This is a genomic window from Martinezella sp. CNPSo 3964, from assembly GCF_057784375.1.
Genome location: NZ_JBXSOW010000015.1, coordinates 119,629 through 143,922, shown reverse-complemented (window position 1 = coordinate 143,922; position 24,294 = coordinate 119,629). Strand labels below are relative to the sequence as shown.

20 protein-coding genes are annotated in these 24,294 nt (G+C 61.1%); 13 read left to right on the top strand and 7 right to left on the bottom strand.

Annotated features, from left to right (window positions below):
* Window positions 1-234: 234 nt before the first annotated feature.
* On the bottom strand, window positions 235-2,217 hold the full coding sequence (locus AC13Q5_RS31650) for a polysaccharide biosynthesis protein (protein ID WP_488504343.1): 1,983 nt from the start codon (window positions 2,215-2,217) through the stop codon (window positions 235-237).
* 206 nt (window positions 2,218-2,423) lie between these two features.
* A complete protein-coding gene (locus tag AC13Q5_RS31645; RefSeq protein WP_488504342.1) occupies window positions 2,424-4,100 on the bottom strand; it encodes a GumC family protein in 1,677 nt (558 codons plus the stop codon).
* Window positions 4,101-4,294: 194 nt separating this feature from the next.
* Between AC13Q5_RS31645 and AC13Q5_RS31640 the strand changes: the two genes are divergently transcribed.
* The 12 genes from AC13Q5_RS31640 (at window position 4,295) to AC13Q5_RS31585 (ending at window position 19,395) form a co-directional block, all read left to right on the top strand.
* The gene (locus AC13Q5_RS31640) at window positions 4,295-5,374 is read left to right on the top strand and encodes a glycoside hydrolase family 5 protein (protein ID WP_488504348.1); all 1,080 of its coding nucleotides are present in this window, start codon (window positions 4,295-4,297) and stop codon (window positions 5,372-5,374) included.
* An 89-nt stretch (window positions 5,375-5,463) separates the two neighbouring features.
* Window positions 5,464-6,699, top strand: coding sequence for a hypothetical protein (locus AC13Q5_RS31635; protein WP_075856699.1), 1,236 nt, complete (start codon window positions 5,464-5,466; stop codon window positions 6,697-6,699).
* A 150-nt stretch (window positions 6,700-6,849) separates the two neighbouring features.
* The gene (purU, locus tag AC13Q5_RS31630; protein ID WP_488504341.1) at window positions 6,850-7,734 is read left to right on the top strand and encodes a formyltetrahydrofolate deformylase; all 885 of its coding nucleotides are present in this window, start codon (window positions 6,850-6,852) and stop codon (window positions 7,732-7,734) included.
* A gap of 98 nt (window positions 7,735-7,832) precedes the next feature.
* Window positions 7,833-8,384, top strand: a complete 552-nt coding sequence (locus AC13Q5_RS31625) for a hypothetical protein (protein WP_075856356.1) — start codon at window positions 7,833-7,835, stop codon at window positions 8,382-8,384.
* Window positions 8,385-8,518: 134 nt separating this feature from the next.
* Entirely contained in the window at window positions 8,519-11,446 is a 2,928-nt protein-coding gene (locus tag AC13Q5_RS31620; protein ID WP_488504340.1) for an aminotransferase, read from the top strand.
* A gap of 504 nt (window positions 11,447-11,950) precedes the next feature.
* A complete protein-coding gene (locus AC13Q5_RS31615; RefSeq protein WP_034489296.1) occupies window positions 11,951-12,145 on the top strand; it encodes a hypothetical protein in 195 nt (64 codons plus the stop codon).
* A gap of 310 nt (window positions 12,146-12,455) precedes the next feature.
* Window positions 12,456-13,454 carry a P1 family peptidase gene (locus tag AC13Q5_RS31610; RefSeq protein WP_488504339.1) on the top strand — a complete coding sequence of 333 codons (999 nt, stop codon included), beginning with the start codon at window positions 12,456-12,458 and terminating at the stop codon, window positions 13,452-13,454.
* Between the two features lie 15 nt (window positions 13,455-13,469).
* Window positions 13,470-14,387: a LysR family transcriptional regulator gene (locus AC13Q5_RS31605; RefSeq protein ID WP_075856359.1), complete on the top strand. Its 918-nt coding sequence runs from the start codon at window positions 13,470-13,472 to the stop codon at window positions 14,385-14,387.
* Between the two features lie 157 nt (window positions 14,388-14,544).
* On the top strand, window positions 14,545-16,074 hold the full coding sequence (locus AC13Q5_RS31600; RefSeq protein WP_488504338.1) for an ABC transporter substrate-binding protein: 1,530 nt from the start codon (window positions 14,545-14,547) through the stop codon (window positions 16,072-16,074).
* An 89-nt stretch (window positions 16,075-16,163) separates the two neighbouring features.
* Window positions 16,164-17,117 (top strand): ABC transporter permease, encoded by a 954-nt coding sequence (locus AC13Q5_RS31595; protein ID WP_488504337.1) that lies wholly within the window; start codon window positions 16,164-16,166, stop codon window positions 17,115-17,117.
* Window positions 17,114-17,980, top strand: coding sequence for an ABC transporter permease (locus AC13Q5_RS31590; RefSeq protein WP_457891444.1), 867 nt, complete (start codon window positions 17,114-17,116; stop codon window positions 17,978-17,980). The genes AC13Q5_RS31595 and AC13Q5_RS31590 overlap by 4 nt, the downstream gene beginning before the upstream one ends.
* Before the next feature lie 23 nt (window positions 17,981-18,003).
* A complete protein-coding gene (locus tag AC13Q5_RS31585) occupies window positions 18,004-19,395 on the top strand; it encodes an amidase (protein ID WP_488504336.1) in 1,392 nt (463 codons plus the stop codon).
* Window positions 19,396-19,416: 21 nt separating this feature from the next.
* Here the strand turns inward: AC13Q5_RS31585 and AC13Q5_RS31580 are convergent, their stop codons facing one another.
* Window positions 19,417-19,896 carry an Lrp/AsnC family transcriptional regulator gene (locus AC13Q5_RS31580; protein ID WP_488504335.1) on the bottom strand — a complete coding sequence of 160 codons (480 nt, stop codon included), beginning with the start codon at window positions 19,894-19,896 and terminating at the stop codon, window positions 19,417-19,419.
* 124 nt (window positions 19,897-20,020) lie between these two features.
* On the opposite strand from AC13Q5_RS31580, the gene AC13Q5_RS31575 reads away from it, so the two are divergent.
* A complete protein-coding gene (locus tag AC13Q5_RS31575; protein ID WP_488504334.1) occupies window positions 20,021-20,947 on the top strand; it encodes a DMT family transporter in 927 nt (308 codons plus the stop codon).
* 35 nt (window positions 20,948-20,982) lie between these two features.
* On the opposite strand, the gene AC13Q5_RS31570 is transcribed toward AC13Q5_RS31575, so the two are convergent.
* From AC13Q5_RS31570 to AC13Q5_RS31555, 4 genes are all read right to left on the bottom strand, one after another.
* The gene (locus AC13Q5_RS31570) at window positions 20,983-21,222 is read right to left on the bottom strand and encodes a hypothetical protein (RefSeq protein WP_488504333.1); all 240 of its coding nucleotides are present in this window, start codon (window positions 21,220-21,222) and stop codon (window positions 20,983-20,985) included.
* A 74-nt stretch (window positions 21,223-21,296) separates the two neighbouring features.
* Window positions 21,297-22,151, bottom strand: a complete 855-nt coding sequence (locus AC13Q5_RS31565) for a C40 family peptidase (RefSeq protein WP_488504332.1) — start codon at window positions 22,149-22,151, stop codon at window positions 21,297-21,299.
* A 16-nt stretch (window positions 22,152-22,167) separates the two neighbouring features.
* Window positions 22,168-22,512: a MarR family transcriptional regulator gene (locus tag AC13Q5_RS31560; protein WP_075856366.1), complete on the bottom strand. Its 345-nt coding sequence runs from the start codon at window positions 22,510-22,512 to the stop codon at window positions 22,168-22,170.
* Window positions 22,513-22,818: 306 nt separating this feature from the next.
* Window positions 22,819-24,210, bottom strand: coding sequence for a leucyl aminopeptidase family protein (locus AC13Q5_RS31555; RefSeq protein ID WP_075856367.1), 1,392 nt, complete (start codon window positions 24,208-24,210; stop codon window positions 22,819-22,821).
* Between the last annotated feature and the right edge of the window lie 84 nt (window positions 24,211-24,294).

Below are 24,294 nucleotides of genomic sequence, written 5' to 3'. Positions count from 1 at the left end.
AGAGCGGCCGCGCGCTGGCGGATACGCGTCTAAAGCGCGTCGCGATCTTTTAGATTCGATTTTCGCGCTTTGGCGCAATTCCAGGAAGGGTGCGCAGTGGTTTTCCGTCCGGAATTGCGAGAAAACAAAGAGCTAGAGCGCTTCAGAGATTCCATGAAAAGCTGAACCGCTCTGGGTTTTTATTTTGCTCATGTCGTCATCGCAAAACCGCTACACACTTTTGCGCGACACGCTTTAAAGCTGCGCGACGTTGTCGAGATTCGGCTGATCGACCGTCAGGTCCGTCTCGCGCTCGCGATAGACCAGATCGACCACTTCGCTGCTGGGCGCATAGCCGGAAACGAGCTTTTGCAGCAGGGCTCTGGCCAAGGGTATGTCGTTTTCATCCAGTGTCGCCTCGAGCGCGGCAAGGCGCTTCGACAGCTCCGACCAGGGCAGGAGATCCTCCTTGGCCTGCATGATGCGCGGATGGTTGGTCGGCTGCGGATTGTCGCCGATCAACAGCTCTTCATAAAGCTTCTCGCCCGGTCGCAAGCCAGTGATTTCAAGCTCGATATCGCCATCCGGCTCGTCTTCGTCCCGCACGGTCAGACCGGAGAGCTCCACCATGCGCCGCGCGAGATCGGCAATACGCACCGGCTCGCCCATATCGAGCAGGAAGACATCGCCGCCGCCCGACATCGCGCCTGCCTGGATCACAAGCTGCGACGCCTCGGGAATGGTCATGAAATAACGGGTGATCTCAGGATGCGTCAGCGTGATCGGTCCGCCGTCGCGGATCTGCTGGCGAAAAAGCGGCACGACCGAACCGGAGGAGCCGAGCACGTTGCCGAAGCGGACCATGGCGAAATTGGTGCCGTCGGCACCGGGCTTGCGATCGGCGTCCATCGCCTGCAGCACCATTTCCGCCAGCCGCTTGCTTGCGCCCATGATATTGGTCGGACGCACCGCCTTGTCGGTGCTGATGAGGACGAAATTTTCGACACCATGATCGCGCGCAGCTTCGGCCGCTATCTGCGTTCCGAGCACATTGTTGCGAATGCCTTCGACGGGATTGTATTCGACGAGTGGCACATGCTTGTAGGCAGCGGCGTGATAGACGGTCTTCGGCCGCCAGGCCTGCATGATCTGCCTGATCCGCTGGCCGTCCCGGACGGAAGCCAGGAAAGGGATGATGCGCACATCGGCGTAACCGGCGGAGGCGGCAGATTTCTCCAGCTCGCCGTGAATGGCATAGAGGGCAAACTCGCTCTGTTCGATCAGCAGCAGGGAGGACGGACCGTTCTTCAGGATCTGACGGCAAAGCTCGCTACCGATCGAGCCGCCGGCACCGGTCACCATGACGACCTTGCCGCGAATGTTCTTCTCGATCAGGCTGCGATCGGGAGCGATCACGTTGCGGCCGAGCAGGTCTTCGATGTCAAGCTCGCGCAGATCCGAAACCGCGACGCGGCCCTGCGCCAGCGCCGTCAGATCGGGCATGGTGCGCACCGTGACGCGGGCCTTGCGCATATCTTCAAGGATTTCGTTACGCCGCTGCCGCGTGGCATTCGGCAGAGCGAGCAGCACGCCCTTGATCTCGCCCGAGACCACGAGCGCCGGCAGGTCGGCAGGATCGTAGATCGGCAAGCCGCCCATGATGCTGCCATGCAGGTTGCGATCATCGTCGAGATAGCCAACGACGTTGAGCTCGGCACTATTGGCGAGCGCCCCCGCAAGCTGTCGTCCGGAAGCGCCGGCCCCATAGACCAGAACCTTGGCGAGCTGATTGCGATTGAGGAGCCGCTGATAGGCATTGCCGAGCCAGTAGCGCGTCCACATGCGCGACAGGCCGATCGCGATCAGCAGCAGCAGGGGCTGCAGGATGCCGACCGTGCGCGGCACGCCCGGCACGCTGATCGCGGTGAAAACGGTCATGAAGGCGAGCGCATATATCGCCACGGCCTTGACGACCGTCACGAAAGCAGACAGGCCGGCATAGCGAAAAATCGCACGATAAAGGCCGAGAACGATGAAGATCGGTATGGCGAGCAGAAGCGAGACGATTGCCGGCAGCCATTCCACGCCTTCGAGAATGACCCAGTCGTCGAGACGGAGACAATAGGCAAACCAGACCGTCAGCACGCACAGGCTGGCATCGACCAGCAGCGCAAGCGCACGCTTGGTCGAGCGCGGCAAAGCCAGAAACGGCAGAACGAGTTTATCCGCGGGCACCATCGGTCAGCTTTCCCCGGCGCCAGTCATCGGAGCAACGCACCGCTTTTCTCGCATAGATTGTCTCACAAAGTACCGCACAACGCCTAGTGACCATATCCCGCTTCATTAGCAAGATCCAATCATTCCCAGCGCCGATTTACATTTAGAACAGTCGGCGCACAATTGCACCATCGATGCTGAAAAAGCCCGCAGCACAAAAAAACCGGTCACTTGCCGAAATAGCCACGGATGACGGGATGGCGAAACAGGCCGAGGAGAATGGCAAAGGCCATGCCGAGACCGGCGCCGAATATTGCACCGGCGATCAGACCGGCGATCATCATCACCTTACGGCTCGGCCCATCCGCCTTCAGCGGCGGTTCCGCTTCGGAGATCACGCGGATATTGCTCTGCGAGAGGTCCTGGGCGTCGCTCGCCTGACCGGACCGTTTCAACAGCGATTCATAGAGGTCACGGGCGGCGGTTGCCTTGCGTTGCAGCTCGTTCAAACCGACGAGCTTGCCAGACGTGTTGACCTGCGAGGCCTTCTGCACCGCCAGTTCCTTGGCGATATCCTGCTCAGCCTTCTGTGCTTGCTCGTAATCGGCGCGGGCCGAGGTCATCTGCCGCTGCAACTCCGCGCGGATTTCGGCGGCGAGGCTATCCAACGAAGATTTCGCGGCAAGCAGACGCGGATGGCGGGCGCCGAGCTGGCTTTGAAGGCTGCCCACATTGGCCGCCATCGTCGCATATTGCTGCCGCAGGCTGCTCAAAGCCGTCGATGTCGCCCCTGCGGACGGATTGTTGGAGACCACATCTTCAAAGCTGAGCTTGCCGGCGGCGTCCGCGCGAGCTCTTGCCTCGATCGTCTTCTGCTGGGCGGTGACCAAAAGGTCGTTCAGAGCGGTCAGGCGCTTGTCGGAGATCAGATTGCCCTCGACCGCCACCATGTCGTTGTCGGCACGATAGGTTTCGACTGCCTTTTCCGCTGACAGTACCTGCTGTCGCAAATCCTCCAGGCGGGAATCGAGCGCCGTATTGCTGCTTTTATAAGTGCTCGCCGCCGCCTTGCTCTCTTCCTCCAGAAAAGAAGTCACAAGCTGGTTGGCGATCCCGGCCGATTTCTGCGGATCGCCCGTCGTCACTTTCGCAGTCACCACATAGGTGCTGGACTCACGGGCGATCAGCACGGCTTTCGCCAAGGCAGCGGTGGCCACATATTTTGCTGCCTCGCCGGTGGCGCCGCCATTGAATTTCGGGTCCTGATCGAGTTTCAGCGCATCGACGACGCGCCCCAAAACCTTGCCGGAAGACAGGATCTGCGTCTGGCTGTCGATCATCGTCGTGATCAATTCCGGCGCCGTCGGAGCCTGCTGGGCGGAATCGGAGCCTCCGACCGGGCGGGGGTCGAAGTAGAGGCTGGTCTCGGCGGTGAACTTCTGCGGTATCAGCGGAATGACCGCGCCACCCAGAGCGGCGCCAGCGCCCGCCAGAGCAAGAACCAAAAACTTCTTCGCCCATATCGAAGCGATAGCCGATCGAAGATCAAGCAGGGGCAACTTTGCCGCTGGTATCGATGTCACGGGGGCAGCGGCAGATACTGGAGCAACCGCAATCTGCTCGACGGTCGGTGTCGTCGCAGCGACAACCGGCTCGGCAATGGGGCGCGGGGCTACCGGCTCCTCAACATCCGATCGCTTCGGCGGGCTTTGCGGGACGGAGGCATCCGCGGTGGGCGCCTCGGGCTCTTCGGAATGTGCTATGGGCTCGGCAGCGGCGACGAAATCCCGAGGACGCAAGACAGGACTGCGCAGGCGCATACCGTCGCGCCGTATGTCAGACGGCTCGGTATCGCGCCAACCCGCAAGTCGGTCCGATCTCTTGCTTCGTTCCATTGAGCTCATGGCAAACTTTCAGTGCTCCGCAGGCGGATTCCACACAGCAGATATCCAAAGTTTAGAAACGTTTGGCTAACGGAACATTAAGGACGCTCTCAGGAAATCGCGTGGCGGGCACGGGCGCGATCCATCCCTTCATCATTGTTCAACACCATCATCCCTATGAAAAGCCACACCCGCACGGAAGACAGGGCCATGCAATGACCGCATCGACGACGAAAGCTCTGCGACGCCTGCTGGCCGCCACGGTCATGCTCACTCTCACGTCGCAGGTGGAGGGCTCCTTCGCGGCGCAGCAACTATGCTATCGCGGCGTCAATCTGTCGGGCGCAGAATATGGCGAGCGCGGCGGGGTCGTGAATGTCAACTACACATATCCGTCCGAGCAGACCGTGCGCTATTTTGCGGAAAAGGGCATGAATACGATCCGCCTGCCCTTCCGCTGGGAGCGGCTGCAACCGGTGCTCGGGGCGCCCCTCGATGGCGACGAACTGCAGCGGCTGAAGGATGCCGTCGATCTCATCCAGAAACACGGCATGTCAGTCGTTCTCGATCCGCATAATTACGCCTATTACGACAAGACCCAGCTCAAGCAGCCTCCTGCGACCGATCTCGCTTTCGGCGATTTCTGGGCGCGGCTTGCCGTCGAGTTCGCCAACCGGAAGGGCGTGGCCTTCGGTCTGATGAACGAGCCGCACGATATCAAGGCCCCCGATTGGCTCGAACTTGCCAATACCGCCATCCGCAGCATCCGCACGGTCGGCGCACGCAACCTCATTCTCGTGCCTGGTACGAACTGGACGGGCGCGCATAGCTGGTCCGCCGATGTTCTCGGCGGCGGCGCCAATGGCACCGTGATGCTCGGTGTCCAGGATCCGATCGATTTCTACGCCTTCGAATTCCACCAATATCTGGATTCGGACAGCTCGGGCACGCACCCTGTCTGCGACGGCACCGACAACGCCATGAAGGGCATGACCGACGTTACCGACTGGCTGCGCAAGAATGGGAAACGCGGATTTCTGGGTGAGTTCGGCGTCGCCGCCAATGACGGTTGCCTCGACGGCCTCAAGCGGGTCCTCGACATCATGAACGCCAACGGCGACGTCTGGCTCGGCTGGACCTATTGGGCCGCCGGTGACTGGTGGCCGCCGGATGAGCCGCTCAACGTCCAGCCGCACAATGGCCGCGACAAACCGCAGATGAAGGTTCTGGTGGAGGGACTGGGCAAGAAGACGTCACTCCCGCCATCCTGCGCGCTCGTCAAATCAGCGAAATAAGCGACGGCAAGCTGCCAACTCTTTGTCGCGAATCATCCGGCTGATATGGTGCCCGCAGCCGGAAAAGACGCCACGACCTCGGATATCCAATGCAAAGTTCAGGCGAGAAGCAGCCGATCAACTTCGTCATCCTTACGATCTCGCTGCTGGCGGTCTGCTATAACTGCATCCTGGCTTTCATCAATCACAACATCACGCCGCTGACGCCAAGCTCGGTCGTGCTGTCCGAAGTGCTGCTGCAGGTCGCCGCCTTCACCTATCTGCTGACGAAAGGCATATATGAGGAGGACATAGTGCCGCTCCTCTATTTGCTGCTGACAATCGCGCTGACGATCTTCGTCATGGCCATCAACAAGCAGGCCTATATCGACCATCTCCGCAACGTGATGATCATCTTCGCCTTTTCGATCATGGGGCGGCTGGCCAACGAGCGCACCGTCAAGCTCGCCTTCAAGATTTCGTGCTTCATCGTGCTTGTCGTGCTCATCCTGGAAATCGTGTCAGTCAAGGAGTATGTCGCGCTGTTTCATCCGGCCGAATATTTCCAGAACACGCGCGGCGTGCCGCCGGCGACCTATAGCGATCTCGGCCTGTTTCGCGGCGCGCTCGGCTTCGAAGGCCGGTTCTCCTTCGGCCTGATCGACCACCGGTCGTCCTCCATTTTCCTGGAGCAGGTCTCGCTTGCCAATTTCTGCGGCGTCATGGTGCTGTATCTGATCAGTTTTTCCAATCGGCTGCGGTTATTGGACCGACTTCTGTTCCTGGCGACCGTCACGCTGATCCTGCTGACCAACGACACACGTACTATGCTGATCTTCAGCCTCATCTGCATCGCCGGCTATTTCATCTATCCCTGGCTTCCGAAAGGCCTCGACCTGCTCACGATGCCCGGGATCATCATTGTCGGTTTCGTCATTCATGCGCTCAAGCCGACCGTCACGGGCGATAATTTCGTCGGGCGCATCAATGGCACCGTGAAGGCCTTTCTCGGCATGGATCTACAGAGCACCATTGGCCTGCAGCTCGATCAGGTCGGCATCTTTTTCGACAGCGGATACGTCTACATCATCTATGGCGCCACCATCTTCGGCCTGATCCTGTTCTGGCTCTACGCCTCGCTCTATCCGGGCGGCGAAACGGTCAATCAGCGACGCCTCGGCCATGCGCTTTCCCTCTTCCTGTTCCTGAATCTGATGATCGGCTCCACGGCAATCTTCTCCATGAAGACGGCCGGGCTCGTCTGGCTTCTCGTGGGATTCCTGAAATTCAACGAGGGAAGCCTGGCAAAGCGGCCGCAAAAGCTTTCGCTGGCAACCAGCGGCTGAGGCGGGGATGCGCCGTTCGAAGGCGCAATAGGAACGTCTTTTTCCGCGCCACCCTGCCTAAATATCCATCGAAACACGGTCGGAGGACGTATTTCCCAGAACTCCGATTTCATTTAAGCAGGCGGCATCCTCGGGACAAAGAGAAGAGACATGACGAGCTATGTATTGACAGTTGCGTGCCAATCGACGCGTGGGATTGTTGCGGCGATCTCGAACTATCTGGCCGGTGAGGGCTGCAACATCGTCGATTCCAGCCAGTTCGACGATCTCGATACCGGCATGTTCTTCATGCGCGTCTCCTTCATCTCCGAAGAAGGGGTTGGCGAGGCGGCGCTCATCGAAGGCTTCAAGCCGATCTCGGACAAGTTTGCCATGGTCTCGGAGTTCCATGATGCCAGGAAGCGCATGAAGGTGCTGCTCATGGTGTCGCGCTTCGGCCATTGCCTCAACGACCTGCTCTATCGCTGGAAGATCGGCGCCTTGCCGATCGACATCGTCGGCGTCGTCTCCAACCATTTCGATTACCAGAAAGTGGTCGTCAACCACGACATCCCCTTCCACCATATCAAGGTGACGAAGGACAACAAGCCGCAGGCCGAAGCCCAGCTTTTGGATCTGGTCGAACAGACTGGCACCGAGCTGATCGTGCTCGCCCGCTACATGCAGGTGCTGTCGGATGCGCTGTGCCGGAAGATGTCGGGGCGCATCATCAACATCCACCATTCCTTCCTGCCGTCCTTCAAGGGGGCGAACCCCTACAAGCAGGCCTATGAGCGCGGCGTGAAGCTGATCGGGGCGACGGCGCATTATGTGACGGCCGATCTCGACGAGGGTCCGATCATCGAGCAGGACACGGCGCGCATCACGCATGCGCAGTCGGCCGACGACTATGTCTCGATCGGCCGCGATGTGGAGAGCCAGGTTCTCGCCCGCGCCATCCATGCCCATATCCACTTCCGCACCTTCCTCAATGGCAACCGCACCGTCGTCTTCCCGGCGAGCCCCGGTTCCTATGCCTCCGAGCGCATGGGGTGAGGCACCGAAGCTCGATTTCGGCCGGCTCCCTTCCCTTTTCGCTCCGCAGCGCGATTTGATATCACGGTATCGAATCGCCCGGAGATCAAGGAGAGGACATGTCATTCCATCGTCAGGGAGCGCTGTTGCTGACGGCGCTCCTGTTGTCTGCGTCGGCATCCCACGCCGAAACGGCAGAACAGGACCCCTCCAAGATCGATCTTGCAAAGCTGATCGAATGCACGACCTATGACGTGCCGAGCTACAATAATTTCGCCATGTGGCTGACCGGGCCGGAAAGTGCTGTGGCCATGAAGCAGCTCAGCATCAGCGAGCTGCCATCGGACAATCCCTTCCTGCGCGAATTCCAGCTTTCGACGCCCATGACCGTTTTCGGACGGCAGACGAACAGGATTGTCTTTGCCTCAACCGGGCCGCTTGCCGTATTCGACGAGACAGACCCGCATTCACTCGCCAAACAGCTTGGCGTGACAGCTTCGGTCGACCAGCCGAACAAGTTTCTCGGCGAGAAGGTCATCCTGTCACGCAAGGACCAGCGGGAAAACTCAGACACCGTGCTGGAGACGCGCATCTCGCTCAACGTCTCCACCGTCGACACTCATCCAGGCAAGACGCTGGCCGGTTGCAGCTATTCCATCGAGGTTGAATAGGCCGTTATGCCTAGCCGGCTGCATTCTGCGGCCTATCTTCCCCCTCGCCGCTCGACTACCCTATCTGTTTTGGGTAATTTTCTTTAGGATGGAATGGTTTAGTGTCGATGCGAATGAACCATCCGGGGGATGCCATGGCCGACGCCACGCTCGTGAACCGTATGCAACTGCCGAGACCGGACGTGACACCGGAGGAGGCAGCCGAAATCCTGCAGACGCATTACGGTCTGAGCGGGACGCTGACCGAACTGGGCAGCCAGCAGGATCGCAACTATCGCATCGATGCCGGCGACAACGCCTATGTACTGAAGATCTGCCGGCCCGAATACGAGCTAGTCGAGCTGGAAGCGCAGAATGCCGCCATCCGCCATCTGCATGCCAAGCTGGATGCGCCGCGCGTGCCTGACGTCGTGCCCTCCCTGAATGGCCGCGATATTCTCGCCGTCACCGTCCGCGAACAGGATTATCTCATCCGGCTGCTTGGCTTTCTCCCCGGTCAAACGCTGACGCGACGCAAGCATCTGCCGCCGGCCGCAGTTGCCGGGCTCGGCGCGCTTTCCGCCAGGCTTGCCCGCGATCTTGCCGATTTCGATCATCCCGGCCTTCACCGCAGCCTGCAATGGGATTTGCGCCGGGCGGGGCCGGTCGCCGTGCAGCTGCTGTCGGCCATAACAGACCATGAAGCGCGCGACCGCATCGCCAAGGCGATGGTCGCCGCCGTCAAGCGCATCCAGCCGCTTGCGAGCCAATTGCGCGTGCAGCCGGTGCATCACGACGTTACCGACGACAATGTCGTCAGCCATCCCGATGCGCATGGGCAGCTCGTGCCGGATGGCGTCATCGACTTCGGCGATATCATCCAGGGCTGGCTGGTGGGCGATCTCGCCGTCACCTGCGCGTCGCTGCTGCATCACGCAGGCGGTAACCCCTTCCATATTCTTCCCGCGATCAGTGCTTATCACGCGATCTATCCGCTGGAGGAAGTCGAAGCCAAGGCGCTGTGGCCGCTGATCGTCGCGCGCGCCGTCATTCTCTCAGCGAGCACCGAGCAGCAGCTCGCCATCGATCCCGACAACGATTATGTGCGCGGCAATCTCGATTTCGAACGAGAAATCTTCGATGTCGCAACCGAGGCACAGCCGGACGTCATGGAAGCGGCGATCCTGCGGACGATCGGCTTCGACGTCGCCCCGGTCGCAACCGACGGATGGTCGCCGCTGCTGCCCGATATAGATCCCTCGCAGATCGCCGCCATCGATCTTTCCGTGACCGGGCATGACTTCGTCGACGGCAACTGGCAAAAGCCGGATATGGACTGGCGGCTGCTTGCCCAGACGGCGATAGCCTCCGGGGCTGCAGCAACCCGCTACGGCGAATTCCGCCTCTCGCTTGCCACGCCGCTCAATATGGCTCCGCCGCAGAATTTTGCCCTGCATTGCGATGTCTGCCTGCCGGCGGGTGCCACGGTTGCGGCCCCCTTCCCCGGCCTGCTGCAACGGCAGGGGCAGCACTTCGTACTGGTTGGCGAGGACATGAGCCTGCATCTCGACGGTGTCGAAAGTGCTCTCGATGATGGAGCAGCCATCGAGCAAGGCGCGACGATCGGGACGATCGGCAGCGAGGGCTCGGCGATTGGAGGATTGCGCGTGCAGCTTTGCCGCGTGCCCAATCTCGTGCCACCGCTTTTTGCAACGGCGGATCAGGCCGAAGGCTGGTCGGCCATTTCCCCTTCGCCCGTCGCTCTCCTGAACCCGGCATGCGAAGCGCCGCGACCGGATGCGTCCGCGCTGCTCTCCCTACGCAATGCCCGCTTCGCCAAGCCGCAGAAGCATTATTACGATACCCCGCCGCAGATCGAACGCGGCTGGCGCGAGTTCCTGTTCGACATGCAGGGGCGCTGCTACCTGGACATGGTCAACAATGTCACGACGCTTGGGCACGCCCATCCGCGACTGACGGCGGCGATCGCCCAGCAATGGTCGCGGCTCAACACCAACTCACGCTTCCATTATGCTGCCGTTGCCGAATTCTCCGAACGGTTGGCGATGCTGGCGCCTGATGGACTCGACAGCGTCTTCCTCGTCAATAGCGGCTCGGAAGCCAATGATCTGGCGATCCGCCTTGCCTGGGCGCATACGGCCAAGAGGAACATGCTCTGCCTGCTCGAGGCCTATCACGGCTGGACTGTCGCAAGCGATGCCGTCTCCACCTCGATTGCCGATAATCCGCAGGCGCTGACGACGCGACCGGACTGGGTCCATCCCGTCCTCTCTCCCAATACCTATCGCGGCCCATTCCGCGGTCCGGATTCAGGGATCGACTATCTCAACGACGTCACGGCCAAATTGCAGACGATCGACGAAAGGGGCCACGGCCTTGCCGGCTTCATCGCCGAGCCGGTCTATGGCAATGCAGGCGGTATCGCGCTGCCACATGGTTATCTCGCCGGCGTCTACGATGCGGTGCGCCAGCGCGGCGGCCTTTGCATCGCCGACGAAGTGCAGGTCGGCTATGGCCGTCTCGGTGAGCACTTCTGGGGCTTTGAGAGCCAGGGCGTCGTTCCCGATATCATCACCATCGCCAAGGGCATGGGCAACGGCCACCCCCTCGGCGCCGTCATCACCCGCCGCGAGATTGCCGAATCGCTGGAAAAGGAAGGGTATTTCTTTTCTTCCGCCGGCGGCAGCCCGGTCAGCTGCGTCGTCGGTCTCACCGTCCTCGATGTCATCAAGGACGAGAACCTGCAGGAAAACGCCCATGTCGTCGGCGATCGGCTGAAGGCGGGATTGATCGCGCTGATGGATCGCTTCCCGTTGATCGGCGCCGTGCACGGCACGGGGCTTTATCTCGGCGTGGAATTTGTCCGCGACCGCGAAAGCCTGACGCCGGCGACCGAGGAGACGGCCGCGATTTGCGAACGCCTGCTCGATCTCGGGGTCATCATGCAGCCGACCGGCGATCACCTGAATGTGTTGAAGATCAAGCCGCCGCTGTGCCTTGCGCCCGAAAGCGCCGATTTCTTCGTGAAAGCCCTGGAAACGGCGCTTGCGGATGGATTTTGACGTTCTCGCCGCGCCGTTAACCATTGAGGTGTTTTAGCGGCGGGTGAATTTTAATGCCGCCGAGGCATTGTCGAATCTCCTGGCAATTCCTATCTGTTGGTCGATGATCGGCGAGCCGTTCCGACTAGGGACATCGCGCGGAAGAACACCAAGTCCTTCTTCGCCGTTAGCCAGATACGGAATTTTATTTTACCGATCGTCGACATTTTGACATCTTTCGGAATATGTTTCTGGAGATGAAATTGTTATTGTCTACTAATATAATAGACAATAGCACATCGTTCGCAGAGCCCCTTTGGGGCCTACAAGTACAACACCAACTAGGGACGTGACATGCTGAATTTTAAAGCCATCGCTTCGATCCTTGGGTGGTCCGTGCTTGGCCATGACCGTTCGGGCGCGCTCTCCCGCCCGTGCTGTCGAATGTGACGTTCGTCCTCCCTACCGGAATCAAACAGTCAATTCGCCATGTCTGCGCCGTGCGTGCGCAGAGGGAGTCTATTTATGAAGAAGCAAGTTATCGAATACGCCGGCGTTCCCGTCGGCATCGTCGTTCCTGACCAGGACCGGCTCAAGTTCATCGCTGTAAAATACCATGTCCATGACCTGGACGAGCAGCATTTCAGAAACGCGGACGAAGTAAGACTTGCGATCCGCGACCTTCTCTCCCGCCAGCAGGCCAAGCCGATCCATGTTTGATGGATCGGCTCGCCTCTACTCTTGCACCACAAAATCACCCGCCCTCGCCCTTCGACAAGCTCAGGGTGAGGGCTAGTCTTTTTCACCTCGATTATTGGCGAGTGATTTCCGCCTCGTTTTTCAGAATCGAACTGCATTGCATTCGAACGGGAGCCTTTCCGCCCTCATGGTGAGGTGCGCAGGCTGAAAGCCGGAGCCTCGAACCATAGAGGATCGGCCCCAAAGCGTATAAACTCGCCTTGTCTTTTCCCCCTCTTTGCGATCCTATCGCCATGACGACCTCGCGTTGTAAACGGCGAAGGATTTTTCATTGGCTGACCTCCTTAATCTCCTGACCGATATCGAAGGCGTCGCCGTCGGTCATTCCACTGATCTTGCGCTCGGCTCAGGCGTCACAGCCATCGTCTTCGACGAGCCGGCGGTTGCCTCATGCACCGTTCTCGGCGGCGCACCCGGCGGGCGAGATACGGCATTGCTGGACCCGGCGATGACGGTCGGTACGGTGGATGGCCTCGTGCTTTCGGGCGGCTCGGCCTTCGGGCTTGATGCCGCGGGCGGCGTGCAGGCAGGCTTGAGGGAAATCGGCCGCGGCCTCAAGGTCGGCGATGCGCTGGTGCCGATCGTGCCGCAAGCGATCCTGTTCGACCTCATCAATGGCGGCAACAAGGATTGGGGACTGCATTCGCCCTATCGCGATCTCGGCTATGACGCCTTCAAGGCCGCAAATAAAGGGGCGTTTTCGCTTGGAACCATCGGTGCCGGCACCGGCGCCACGACGGCAACGGTCAAGGGCGGGCTCGGCTCGGCCAGCGCCGTCAGCAGCCAGGGATACCGGATCGCCGCCATCGTCGCCGTCAATGCACTCGGTTCTGCCACCATCGGCGACGGCCCGCATTTCTGGTCCGCCCCTTTCGAGCAGAATGGCGAATTCGGTGGCCTCGGCATGCCGCAGGTGATTGATTCACGCCTGCGGCTGAAAGGTGCAGACATCACCGCCACGACCATCGGCGCTGTTATCACCGACGCCCAGCTCACCAAGGCGGAAGCACATCGCCTGTCCATCTGCGCTCACGACGGCTTTGCCCGCGCTCTGCTGCCGACGCATCTGCCGCTCGACGGCGATACCGTGTTTGCCGCCTCTACCGGCAAACACCCCCGCGACGATTTGCCTGGCTTCATGGAGCTCTGCCATCTCGCCACCATCGTCATGGCACGCGCGATCGCCCGCGGCGTCTACGAGGCGACGGCCCTTCAGGTCGAAGGCGGTCAGCCCGCGTGGCGGGATCGCTTCGCCAAGTCCGCCATCTAACCGGAGATCCCGCGCATGCAGATCCGCGCGCTGATCTATTTCAACGAGCTGGTGCGCACCAACTCGATGCGGCAGGCGGCCGAAAACCTGAACGTGGCGCCGACGGCGATCAGCCGCCAGATCGAGAACCTCGAATATCACTTCGGCACGCAGCTGGTCGAACGCAGCGCGCGCGGCGTCAAATTGACCGCTGCCGGCGAATTGCTAGCGGCACGTGCCGGCCGGACGCTGCGGGAGCTCGACCATATTCATCAGCTGATCGAAGACCTGAAAGGCCTGCAGCGCGGCACCGTCAGCATCTATGCCAACGGCGCGTCCGTCGCCAATATCCTTGCGCCGGCGCTTGCCGAATTCAGCCTGCGCTATCCGGGCCTGCGCTTCGAAGTGACCATCACCAGCGCGCGCGGCGCCATCGAAGCCGTCAACAATGCCGAAGCCGATATTGCGGTGACGCTGTTTGCCCCGCCGCTTTCCGGCACCAAGGTGAGGCTGCGCTCCGAGCTGATCTATGACGTGATCGCCGCTTCTTCGCATCCGCTTGCCGCCAATGGCGAGATCACCCTTGCGGCCCTCGCCGAACACGCGCTCGCCGTTCCCGATCGCTCCTTCGGCGCGCGGCAAGCCTTCGACCTCTTGTTCGAGCGCGAGGGGTTGAGGCTCGACCCGGTTTTCGAAACCGGCTCGCTGGAAATGCTGAAGGAACTGGTGCTGCGCGGCGCCGCGATCACAATGCTGCCGGCACTTACCGTTCAAAGAGAGATCGATGCGGGCCAGCTCGTCGCGCGCCCGATTGCTGGCAGCAAGGGTGTACGGACGCCGATCGACCTCTGCGTCGCGCCCGATCGCCAGCTATCCTTCGCCGCCGGCAAGCTGCTCGACTTCATCGAGCGTTTCATGCGCCAGCAACTTGGTGCCAAAGGGAGGCAGGATTGAACCGAGTGCGGTAAATCACGGGAATCAGTGTAGCGATTTCGGCTACACTGAGCACACATTTTCAGAATTGTGTGTGCGCATGTCAGATGACACTATCGTTGAAAAGACCGCGGGCCGGAGGAAAGCCGGACCAGCGGGCAAAAGCAAGGGAACCGAGATGACCAAGTTTTCACGCCGAATCCTCGGCGATGTCGCGCGTCGGCTTGCCTATGGTGCCGCAGTTTCTGCTGGTCTGCTGATGATGGGCCTGGCGCCGGCCGAAGCCGCCAAGACGACCCTCAATCTCGGCATGAGCGTCGAACCGACCGGCCTCGATCCGACGATCGCTGCCCCCGTTGCGATCGGCCAGGTGACCTGGCAGAACATCTTCGAGGGGCTGGTTGCGATCGACGAGAACGGCAAGATCGTGCCGCAGCTCGCCAAGAGCTGGGAAATTTCGCCCGATGGACTGACCTATACGTTCAAGCTCCAGACCGGCGTGAAATTCCATGACGGCGAGGCCTTCGATTCCGCCGCCGCCAAGTTCACGCTCGATCGCGCTCGCGGCGCCGATTCTGTCAATCCGCAGAAGCGCTTCTTTGCAACGATCGCCTCGATCGACACGCCGGATGCCGAAACGCTGGTCCTGCACCTTTCCTCGCCGACCGGCAGCCTGCTCTACTGGCTCGGCTGGCCAAGCTCCGTCATGGTCGGGCCGAAATCCTCGGCCAACGACAAGACGACGCCCATCGGCACCGGCCCGTTCAAATTCTCCTCCTGGACCAAGGGCGACCATGTCGACCTAGTGAAAAACCCCGACTATTGGAACAAGTCGGTCGACGTGAAGCTCGAGAAGGTGACTTTCCGCTTCATTTCCGATCCGCAGGCGGAAGCAGCGGCGCTGAAGGCCGGCGATGTCGACGCCTTTCCGGAATTTGCAGCGCCTGAACTCATGAGCTCTTTCGAGGGCGATGCCAGGCTGACGACCAAGATCGGCAATACCGAGCTGAAGGTCGTGGCCGGCATGAACAACACGCGCAAACCCTTCGACGACAAGCGCGTGCGCCAGGCGCTGATGATGGCGCTCGACCGCAAGACGATCATCGAAGGCGCATGGTCCGGCCTCGGCACGGCGATCGGCAGCCATTACACGCCGAACGATCCCGGCTACAAGGATCTGACCGGCGCTCTGCCCTACGATGCCGCCAAGGCCAAGGCACTGCTCGCCGAAGCCGGCTATCCAAATGGTTTCACCTTCACCATCAAGACGCCGCAGATGGCATACGCCCCTCGAAGCGCGCAGGTAATGCAGGCGATGTTTGCCGATATCGGCGTGACGATGAATATCGAGCCGACGGAATTCCCGGCCAAATGGGTGCAGGACGTGTTCACCGGTCGCAACTACGACATGACCATCGTCGCCCATGCCGAGCCGATGGATATCGATATCTATTCGCGCGACCCCTATTACTTCAACTACAAGAACCCTGCCTTCAACGCGCTGATGAAGAAGATCCAGCTCACGTCCGATGTATCCGAACAGAACAAGCTTTATGGCGAGGCACAGAGTATTCTAGCCGAGGATGTGCCGTCGCTCTTCCTCTTTGTCATGCCGAAGCTCGGCGTCTGGGACAAGAAGCTGAAGGGTCTCTGGGAGAACGAGCCGATCCCCTCGAACGTGCTGACCAACGTCGCCTGGGAAGACTGATATCGTTTCTACGCGACGATGCCGAGGGCGGACCAGAGCCGCCCGTCGGTGGAGATCTCGATGCCGGCCTGCTCGGCCACGGACATGCTATGATCGTATTGCTCACTCACCGGATTTTAGGACTGATCCTGACGCTGATCGCGGTCTCGCTGCTGGTCTTTGCCGTCATGGCGCTGCTGCCGGGCGATCCTGCCGCGATCACGCTCGGGACATCGGCGACGCCGGAAACACTGGCGGCACTTCGGCATGATATGGGTCTCGATCAACCACTGATCGTCCGCTATGGGCAATGGCTCGCCGGTGCGCTGACAGGTGATCTCGGCAAATCCTATACCTACGGCGTTCCGGTTGCAGGGCTCATTGCCGAGCGGCTCGCCGTCACACTGCCGCTTGCGGCCCTTGCCATCCTGCTCTCCGTTCTCATTGCCGTACCGCTGGGTGTCGCAGCTGCCGCCAAGCGGGGCGGCTTCTTCGATATTCTTGCAGCGCTGTTCTCGCAGATGGGCATTGCCGTGCCGGGCTTCTGGGTCGGCCTGTTGCTGGTGCTTCTGTTTGCCACCTCGCTCGGCTGGATGCCGGCGGGCGGCTTTCCCGGTTGGGACAGCGGATGGTGGCCGGCCCTGAAATCGCTGGTGCTACCCGCCGTCGCCCTCGCACTGCCGCAGTCGGCGGTGTTGACCCGCGTGACGCGCTCGGCCGTACTCGACACGCTGCACGAGGATTTTGCCCGTACGGCGGTTGCCAAGGGCCTGTCGCGCAGCCGCGTGCTCTGGGGGCATGTGGTGCCGAATGCGCTGGTTCCGGTGCTGACCATTCTCGGGCTGCAATTCACCTTTCTGGTCGCCGGCGCCGTGCTGATCGAAAACGTCTTCACCCTGCCCGGGCTTGGCCGCCTCGCCTATCAGGCGCTCAGCCAGCGCGACGTGATCGTGCTTCAGGATGTCGTGCTGTTCTTTGCCGGCCTTGTCATCGTTGTGAACTTCCTGGTGGATCTATCCTATCTCGTCATCGATCCCCGGCTGCGGGCGGGAGGCGCACGATGAGCATTGCTGAAACCGGAGCTGCCACCCAGCCCTCCCGCCGTCGTTTTCGGGCATTGCGACGCGCGAACCTCATGATCGGCGCCCTTATCATCCTGGCTCTCGTCGCCGTCGCCGTCGTCTCACTGTTCTGGACGCCGGTGCCGCCGGCAAAGATGCAGATCACCCACAAGCTCGAACCACCCTTCGGCTTCGGGCTTCTCGGCACCGATCAGCTTGGCCATGACGTCCTGTCGATGCTGATGGCAGGCTGCTGGAATTCGCTGTCGATCTCGGTGTCGGCTGTCGCGATCGGCGGGACGATCGGAACGATCATCGGTGTCTCCGCCGCTGCGCAACGCGGCCTGTTCGAGGCGCTCGTCATGCGCGCCTGCGACGTGATCTTCGCGCTGCCGCCGATCCTGTCTGCGATGATCCTCGGTGCGTTTCTCGGAACCGGACGCTCGACGGCCATCATCGCCATTGCCGTCTTCATGGTGCCGGTCTTTGCCCGCGTCGCGCTCGGGTCCGCCTTGCAGGCATGGAGCCGGGATTATGTGCTGGCGGCGCGCGCCATCGGCAATACGCAGCTTTCCATCACGCTGCGCCATGTCCTGCCGAACATCATGGGCGGCATCATCGTCCAGGCGACGATCCAGCTCGGTCTTGCGATCCTGACCGAGGCCGGGCTTGCCTTCCTGGGCTTGAGCGTGCCGCCGCCGGCACCGACCTGGGGACGGATGCTGGCCGATGCGCAGACCTATTTCCACGTTGCGCCATGGCTGGCCCTCCTCCCGGGGCTTGCCATCGCGCTTTCCGTGCTCGGCTTCAACCTGCTCGGCGACGGGCTGCGCGATCTCCTCGACCCCCGCGAGGCGGCGCGCTGATTGAGACATAAAGAGTATAGATCATGACCGAATCTACCGATCTTTCCATCCGAGACCTCCGGCGCAAGTTTGCCGACAAGAGCCTGTCTCCGAGCGAATACTGGCTGGCGCTGGAACAGCATATAGACGCATGGGAGCCAACGATTGCGGCACTCTATGCCTATGATCCCGAGGATGCCCGCAGGCAGGCAGCCGCTTCAACCGAACGCTGGGCCAAGGGCACACCGCTGGGACTGCTCGACGGCATTCCGGTAACGCTGAAGGAGCTGATCGCCACCAAGGGCCAGCCGGTGCCGCTCGGCACGGCGGCCGTCGAGCTTGTTCCCGCTGCCGAGGACGCGCCGATCGCCGCCCGCATGCGCGAGGACGGCGCGGTGATTTTCGCGAAAACCACCTGCCCCGATTACGGCATGCTGTCATCGGGCCTTTCCAGCTTTCACAAGCTCAGCCGCAACCCTTGGGACCCGAGCCAGAACCCGGGCGGCTCCAGCGCCGGTGCGTCCGCCGCCGCAGCAGCCGGCTACGGGCCGCTGCATATCGGTACCGATATCGGCGGCTCAATACGCCTGCCGGCGGGATGGACCGGCATTTTCGGCTTCAAGCCGAGCAATGGTCGGATTCCGATCGACCCCTATTATCTCGGGCGCTGCGCCGGACCGATGACCCGCACGGTCGAGGACGCCGCCTTCTCCATGGCGGCGCTCTCGCGGCCCGACTGGCGCGACGGCACCAGCCTGCCGCCTGAGAACATCGACTGGATGGATCTCGATATCGACGTGCGGGGCATGAAGATCGGCCTGATGCTCGATGCCGGCTGCGGCCTGCCTGTCGAGGACGAGATACGCGATGCAGTCGTTGCCGCCGCCAAACGCTTCGAAGAAGCAGGCGCCGTCATTGTCGACGTCGCGCCGGTGCTGACCAGGCAGATGCTTGACGGACTTGATGCCTTCTGGCGCGCCCGCTTTTGGGGCGACATGACAGCATTGAGCGAGGAACGCCGCAACAGCATCCTGCCCTATATCTATAGCTGGGCGAAGGGCGGCGCCGATATCAGCGGCGTTAATGCCGTTCGCGGCTTCAACCAGACCTACGAGATGCGCAAGAGCTGCGGCAAGCTCTTCTCAGACGTAGACGCCGTGCTTTCGCCGAGCAATCCGATCGTTTCCTATCCCGCCGAATGGGCTTCGCCCACCAACGACCCGGCGCGGCCTTTCGAACACATCGCCTTCACCGTTCCGTGGAACATGTCGGAACAGCCGGCTGCGTCGATCAATTGCGGCTTCTCCCGCTCCGGCATGCCGATCGGCATGCAGATCGTCGGCCCGCGCTTCGGCGACATGCTGGTGCTTCGCCTCTCCAAGGCCTTCGAGGACTGGAGCGGCGGCGTGACGAACTGGCCGAAGCGACCGGGGTGATAGCTCACATCCCGTTTTGAGCTAGTCCAGGGACAATGGCACGGACAGTCCGATCTTCACCCGATCCATGGTGACGAGCGACTTGAATTTCGTGACATTCGGATTGTCGTAGAAGAGACGTTGGGCGACCGCCTCATAGGCCGACATGCTGGGCACGACGATAACAAGCACGAAGTCGGCCTCGCCGGTAACCCCGTAGCACTGCTGGACCTCTGGCGCTTCCAGGAAGCTGCGCTTGATGGCGTTGATCAGGTCATAGCGTTCGTTTGCGATATGCACCTCAACGACGATGGTGATGGGCAGGCCCACCGCTGCCGGATCGACAACCGCGATATTGGCCTGGATGACGCCGCTCGTCTGCATGCGCTTGATGCGCCGCTGCACGGCGGGGGCCGACAGATTGACCCGTTCGCCGATCTCACGTTGCGGAACGGTACTGTCCTTTTGAAGAATCTCGAGAATCGCCAGGTCGAACTCATCGAGATCGGCGGATTTGCGCATTTCAATACATCCTTACCGCAAAGAAGAAACAAAATTGCATGAAACTTGTCGCAATGGAGCCAAATCCTCTTTCCCTATGTACTAGCTTTGCGCCACAAATCACCTGACTTGCAAAGGCACGAGAATGTCACAGCCGGACACCGAATACGATATGCGCAGCCCGAGCCTCGAAGAAGGCGCCGATGCGAAGGGTTTTCTTCTTGGCGTGGTGGCGATGCTTCTGGCCGCACTGGCCATGAGCATTTCGCCGAGCCTCGTGCGTCTTGCCGACGTTGGGCCTTTCGCCAGCGCCTTCTGGCGTGTCTTTCTGGCGCTGCCGATCCTTTGGGTATGGATGCGATATGGCGAGGCGGCGGAGCCCAGGGCGCCCCGTGCCAGCTTTACACTGCCAACGATCCTCGCCGGGCTGGCCTTTACGGGCGATCTGTTCTTCTGGCATCTCTCGATCATGCGGACGACGATCGCCAATGCCACCTTCTTTGCGACGATGGCACCGCTATGGGTCGTGATCTTCGGCTGGCTTTTGCTGAGGCAGAGGGTCGGTCGCACCACGCTTCTCGGGCTTCTCGTCTGCCTCGCGGGCGGCACGGCGCTGGTGGTGCAGAGCCTGGCGTTCAATCCGGATCGCGCCGTCGGCGATGCTCTCGCCATCATCACCGGCGCCTTCTTTGGCCTTTACTTCTTGGCGGTCGGTGCTGCACGTCCCGGAACGAATGCTGCGCGCGTCACCTTTGAATTGAGCGTCATCACCGCGACGATCCTGTTCCTCGTCGCCTTCTTTTTCGAACCGCGGATATTGCCGCAATCGATCTCGGGATGGTGCGTGCTTCTGGCGCTCGGCCTCATCAGCCACGCCGGCGGACAAGGTCTGCTTTCGATCGCGCTCGGACGACTGCCGACCGTTTTCTCCTCGCTCGTCATTTTTCTGGAATCGATCGCTGCCGCCCTTTTCGCCTGGTTCCTGTTCAGCGAAAACGTCACGTTGCTGCAGGCTCTCGGCGGGATCGTCATCGTCGCCGGCATCTGGATCGCGCGGCCACGCACGCCGTAAGACCGTCGCTATTGGGAATGCCGGAGGCGCTGCGGCTACAAGGTCGCAGCGCCCTTGTGCGAGACATCGGCATCCAGATCGTGCAATGCCTTTTCAATCACGCGCAAATCATCCTGAAGTCCGTCATCGGCGCTCATCGAGCTTTCGCTGCCGGCACGCTGGATAGCGCGAGCCTCGCTGCGCAGCTCGCGCAGCCTTTCGATCTTGCCACTTTTGCGCAAGTGATTGTCGAACAGAATATCCCGAACCGTCTTTTCCATGGCCGTAATGGGCATGAGTTTTCTCCTCTCGGTAGGATATCTCGATCAGAGAGATAACGAGCGGGCAAAAAGACGGTTCCGGCACGCAATCAGCCGATGAAACGGCGGTAGCCCGTCGGCCGTTCATAGAGCCAGCCGATGCGTTCGATAGCGGCGGCGAAATTCTCGCGAGCGACCGTCATCGTGTGGCCGTTGGCGTGAACAATGGTTTCCGGATCTTCCATGATCGCGACATGCCCCTTCCAGAAGACGAAATCGCCGTGCTTCAACTCCTCGCGGTCGATCGGCCGGCCGAGGCCGGCGGCCTGCATGTCGGTGTCGCGCGGAGCGGCACGGCCCGTCATTGACAGCGCAAGCTGTACGAGGCCGGAGCAATCGATGCCGAGGCCGGAGCGGCCGCCCCACAGATAGGGTGTCTCCAGGAAGCGCAAGGCGACATCGACAAAGTCGCCGCCCCGATTGTCGCCGATCGGCTGGACGTGCTTGGCGAAGATCGCCGTGCCATCTTCGAGCACGACGTAATGATTGCCGCGCGCCTCAGCCGTGCCGGTCACATGCACGAGGCTGCCCATGGAGAGGACTGCGGCATGCGGCTTGCGCAACTCCGGCTCCGGATAGAGGAAGGTACGCTGGGGAATGACGACATGGGTTGGCGCTGCCGTGCCTTCCTTGATCGCCGGCTCAGGAAGGTAGCCGACATAGCCGTCTGACAGCGCCTTGACCCAGCACCAGCCGTCGCGGCGCTCGAACACCGTCACCTCTTCGCCCATCAGCAGCTCGGTATCGATGCCCGAGGCAAGACCCGGCTTCGGCCGAAGCGCGATGACCGGTACCGTGACGCGTGCACTGCTGCCCTCGACGAAGCGCTCGGCCTCGACTTTGCCCTTGAGGGAAGCTTCGGCGAGATCCGGCCTGAAAGCATTGAGACGGCGGTCGAGCGTCATGACGAAATTCCTGAGGTTACAATTTGCGGCCGTGCTCGATGACGAGATCACCGAGTTTTTCAAGATAGAGCGCGCCGGTGACCGTTCGCTTAATGATGACGTTGCGGCGATCGCGCTCATCGCGGACACGATCGACCAATCCCATCACACCCATGGTGTCAAGCGCCCTTGTTATGACCGGCTTGGTGACGCCAAGGGTCGCGGCCAGACCGCGGACGGTATGGGGTGGCGGCACGAGATAGATCTGCAGCAGGATCGCCGTCTGCCGCAGCGTCAAATCATGATCCTCGCGGCGCACCTGAGCGAGCGTCACGCCATGCCAGAGGCCTAGAGCCTGCGAGGCGGTGAGTTCAAGCGACAAGGGCAACCCCGAGATTCGTTACGCTGCCGTTCCAGTCTCGATCAAGATCATGGCGGTTTCAAGGGGAATTCATTGACCCCTTCTCCCCGCAATGCGGGGAGAAGGTGGGACCGAGACATTGAGCGAAGCGAAAGGTGGAGGGCTCGGATGAGGGGGGTTCGCTGGACTGCCGGCGCGAAGAGCATAGCCATCCTCTCGGTCCGGTTATTGTCGCTGGTCAGGTCAGCCCGACTTTGTTGCGCTTACGTGCCTGGCCCCTCACCCTAACCCTCTCCTCGCAACGCGGGGAGAGGGAATAACAATGACCTACCGCACGCTCTGCCTGATATGGTGATACAGCGCCCGGATCGCCTGCGCCTCGCCACCACCTGGAGAATGCGGCCGTTCGCTTGGCGCCCATCCGAAAATGTCGAAATGCACCCAGCTCGGCGTCTTCGTCACGAAGCGCTTGAGGAACAGGGCGGCGGTGATGGAGCCCGCCATGCCGCCGGCAGGCGCATTGGTGATATCGGCGAATTTGGTGCGGATATCCCTGTCGTAGCCCATATAAAGCGGCATCCGCCACAGCGGGTCATCCGTCTCCAGGCTTGCTTCCGTCAAATCACTAGCAAGCTCCGCATCGTCGGTGAAGAAGGGCGGCAAGTCGGGGCCGAGCGCGACGCGGGCAGCGCCCGTCAGCGTCGCCATGTCGATCATCAGATCAGGCGCATCCTCGTCGGCATAGGCGAGCGCGTCGGCGAGAATCAACCGTCCCTCGGCATCGGTATTGTCGATCTGCACCGTCAGACCCTTGCGGCTTTTATAGATATCGCCGGGACGGAAGGCATTGGCCGAGATCGAGTTCTCGACGACTGGAATGATGACGCGGAGGTCGACCTTCAGCTTGGCGTCCATGATCATCAGCGCTAGGCCCATGACGTTGGCCGCACCCCCCATGTCCTTCTTCATCAGCAGCATCGAGGATGCCGGCTTGATATCGAGGCCGCCAGTGTCGAAGCAGACACCCTTGCCAACCAGGGTGATGCGGCGATGGCCCTTCTTGCCCCAGCGCAGTTCCAGCAGGCGCGGCGCATCGGCGCTCGCACGTCCCACAGTATGCACGAGCGGGAAATTTTCCTTCAGCAGATCGTCGCCGATGATGACGGACATTTCCGCCTTGTAGTGCTCGGCAAGCGCCCGGAAGGCGGCTTCGAGCTGCTCCGGCCCCATATCGTTGGTCGGGGTATTGATGAGATCGCGCGCCAGGAAGACGCCGGCGAGCTGGCGCTTGATATCGGCGGCATCGGCATCACGCGGGATCATCAGCGTCGGCGCCGCTGCTTTCTCCGATTTGTAACGATCGAAGCGGTAGCTGCCGAGACCGAAGCCAAGTGAGAGCCGGTTTGCCGTCAACGGAGCCGTCTCGATATGCCAGTCGCCGGCCGGCAGGCTGCGCGCCAGCTTGCCCGTGAGGAAGGGCTGCTCGGACGGATTGGAGCCGAGGCCGAACAAGGCTCCACCTAGATGCCCTTCGGAGGTCGGGATCAACAGCAACGATCCGCTTTCGGCCTTATAACCGGCCTTGCGAGCCCAATCGAGCGCGATGGGATCGATGGTGCCGGTCTCGATATGCGCCGGGGTAACGGCAAAGATCGGCAAGGTCGCGCCACCCTTCGAATTGAAAGGCGTCGCGCGCTCGATGAATTGATAGGGGGCCATGACTATCCTTTGACGATGACTTCAGGGAATCGGGGACTTCAGGGAATCGAGAGTTAACCGTCTGTTAGGGTTAACAGATTATTG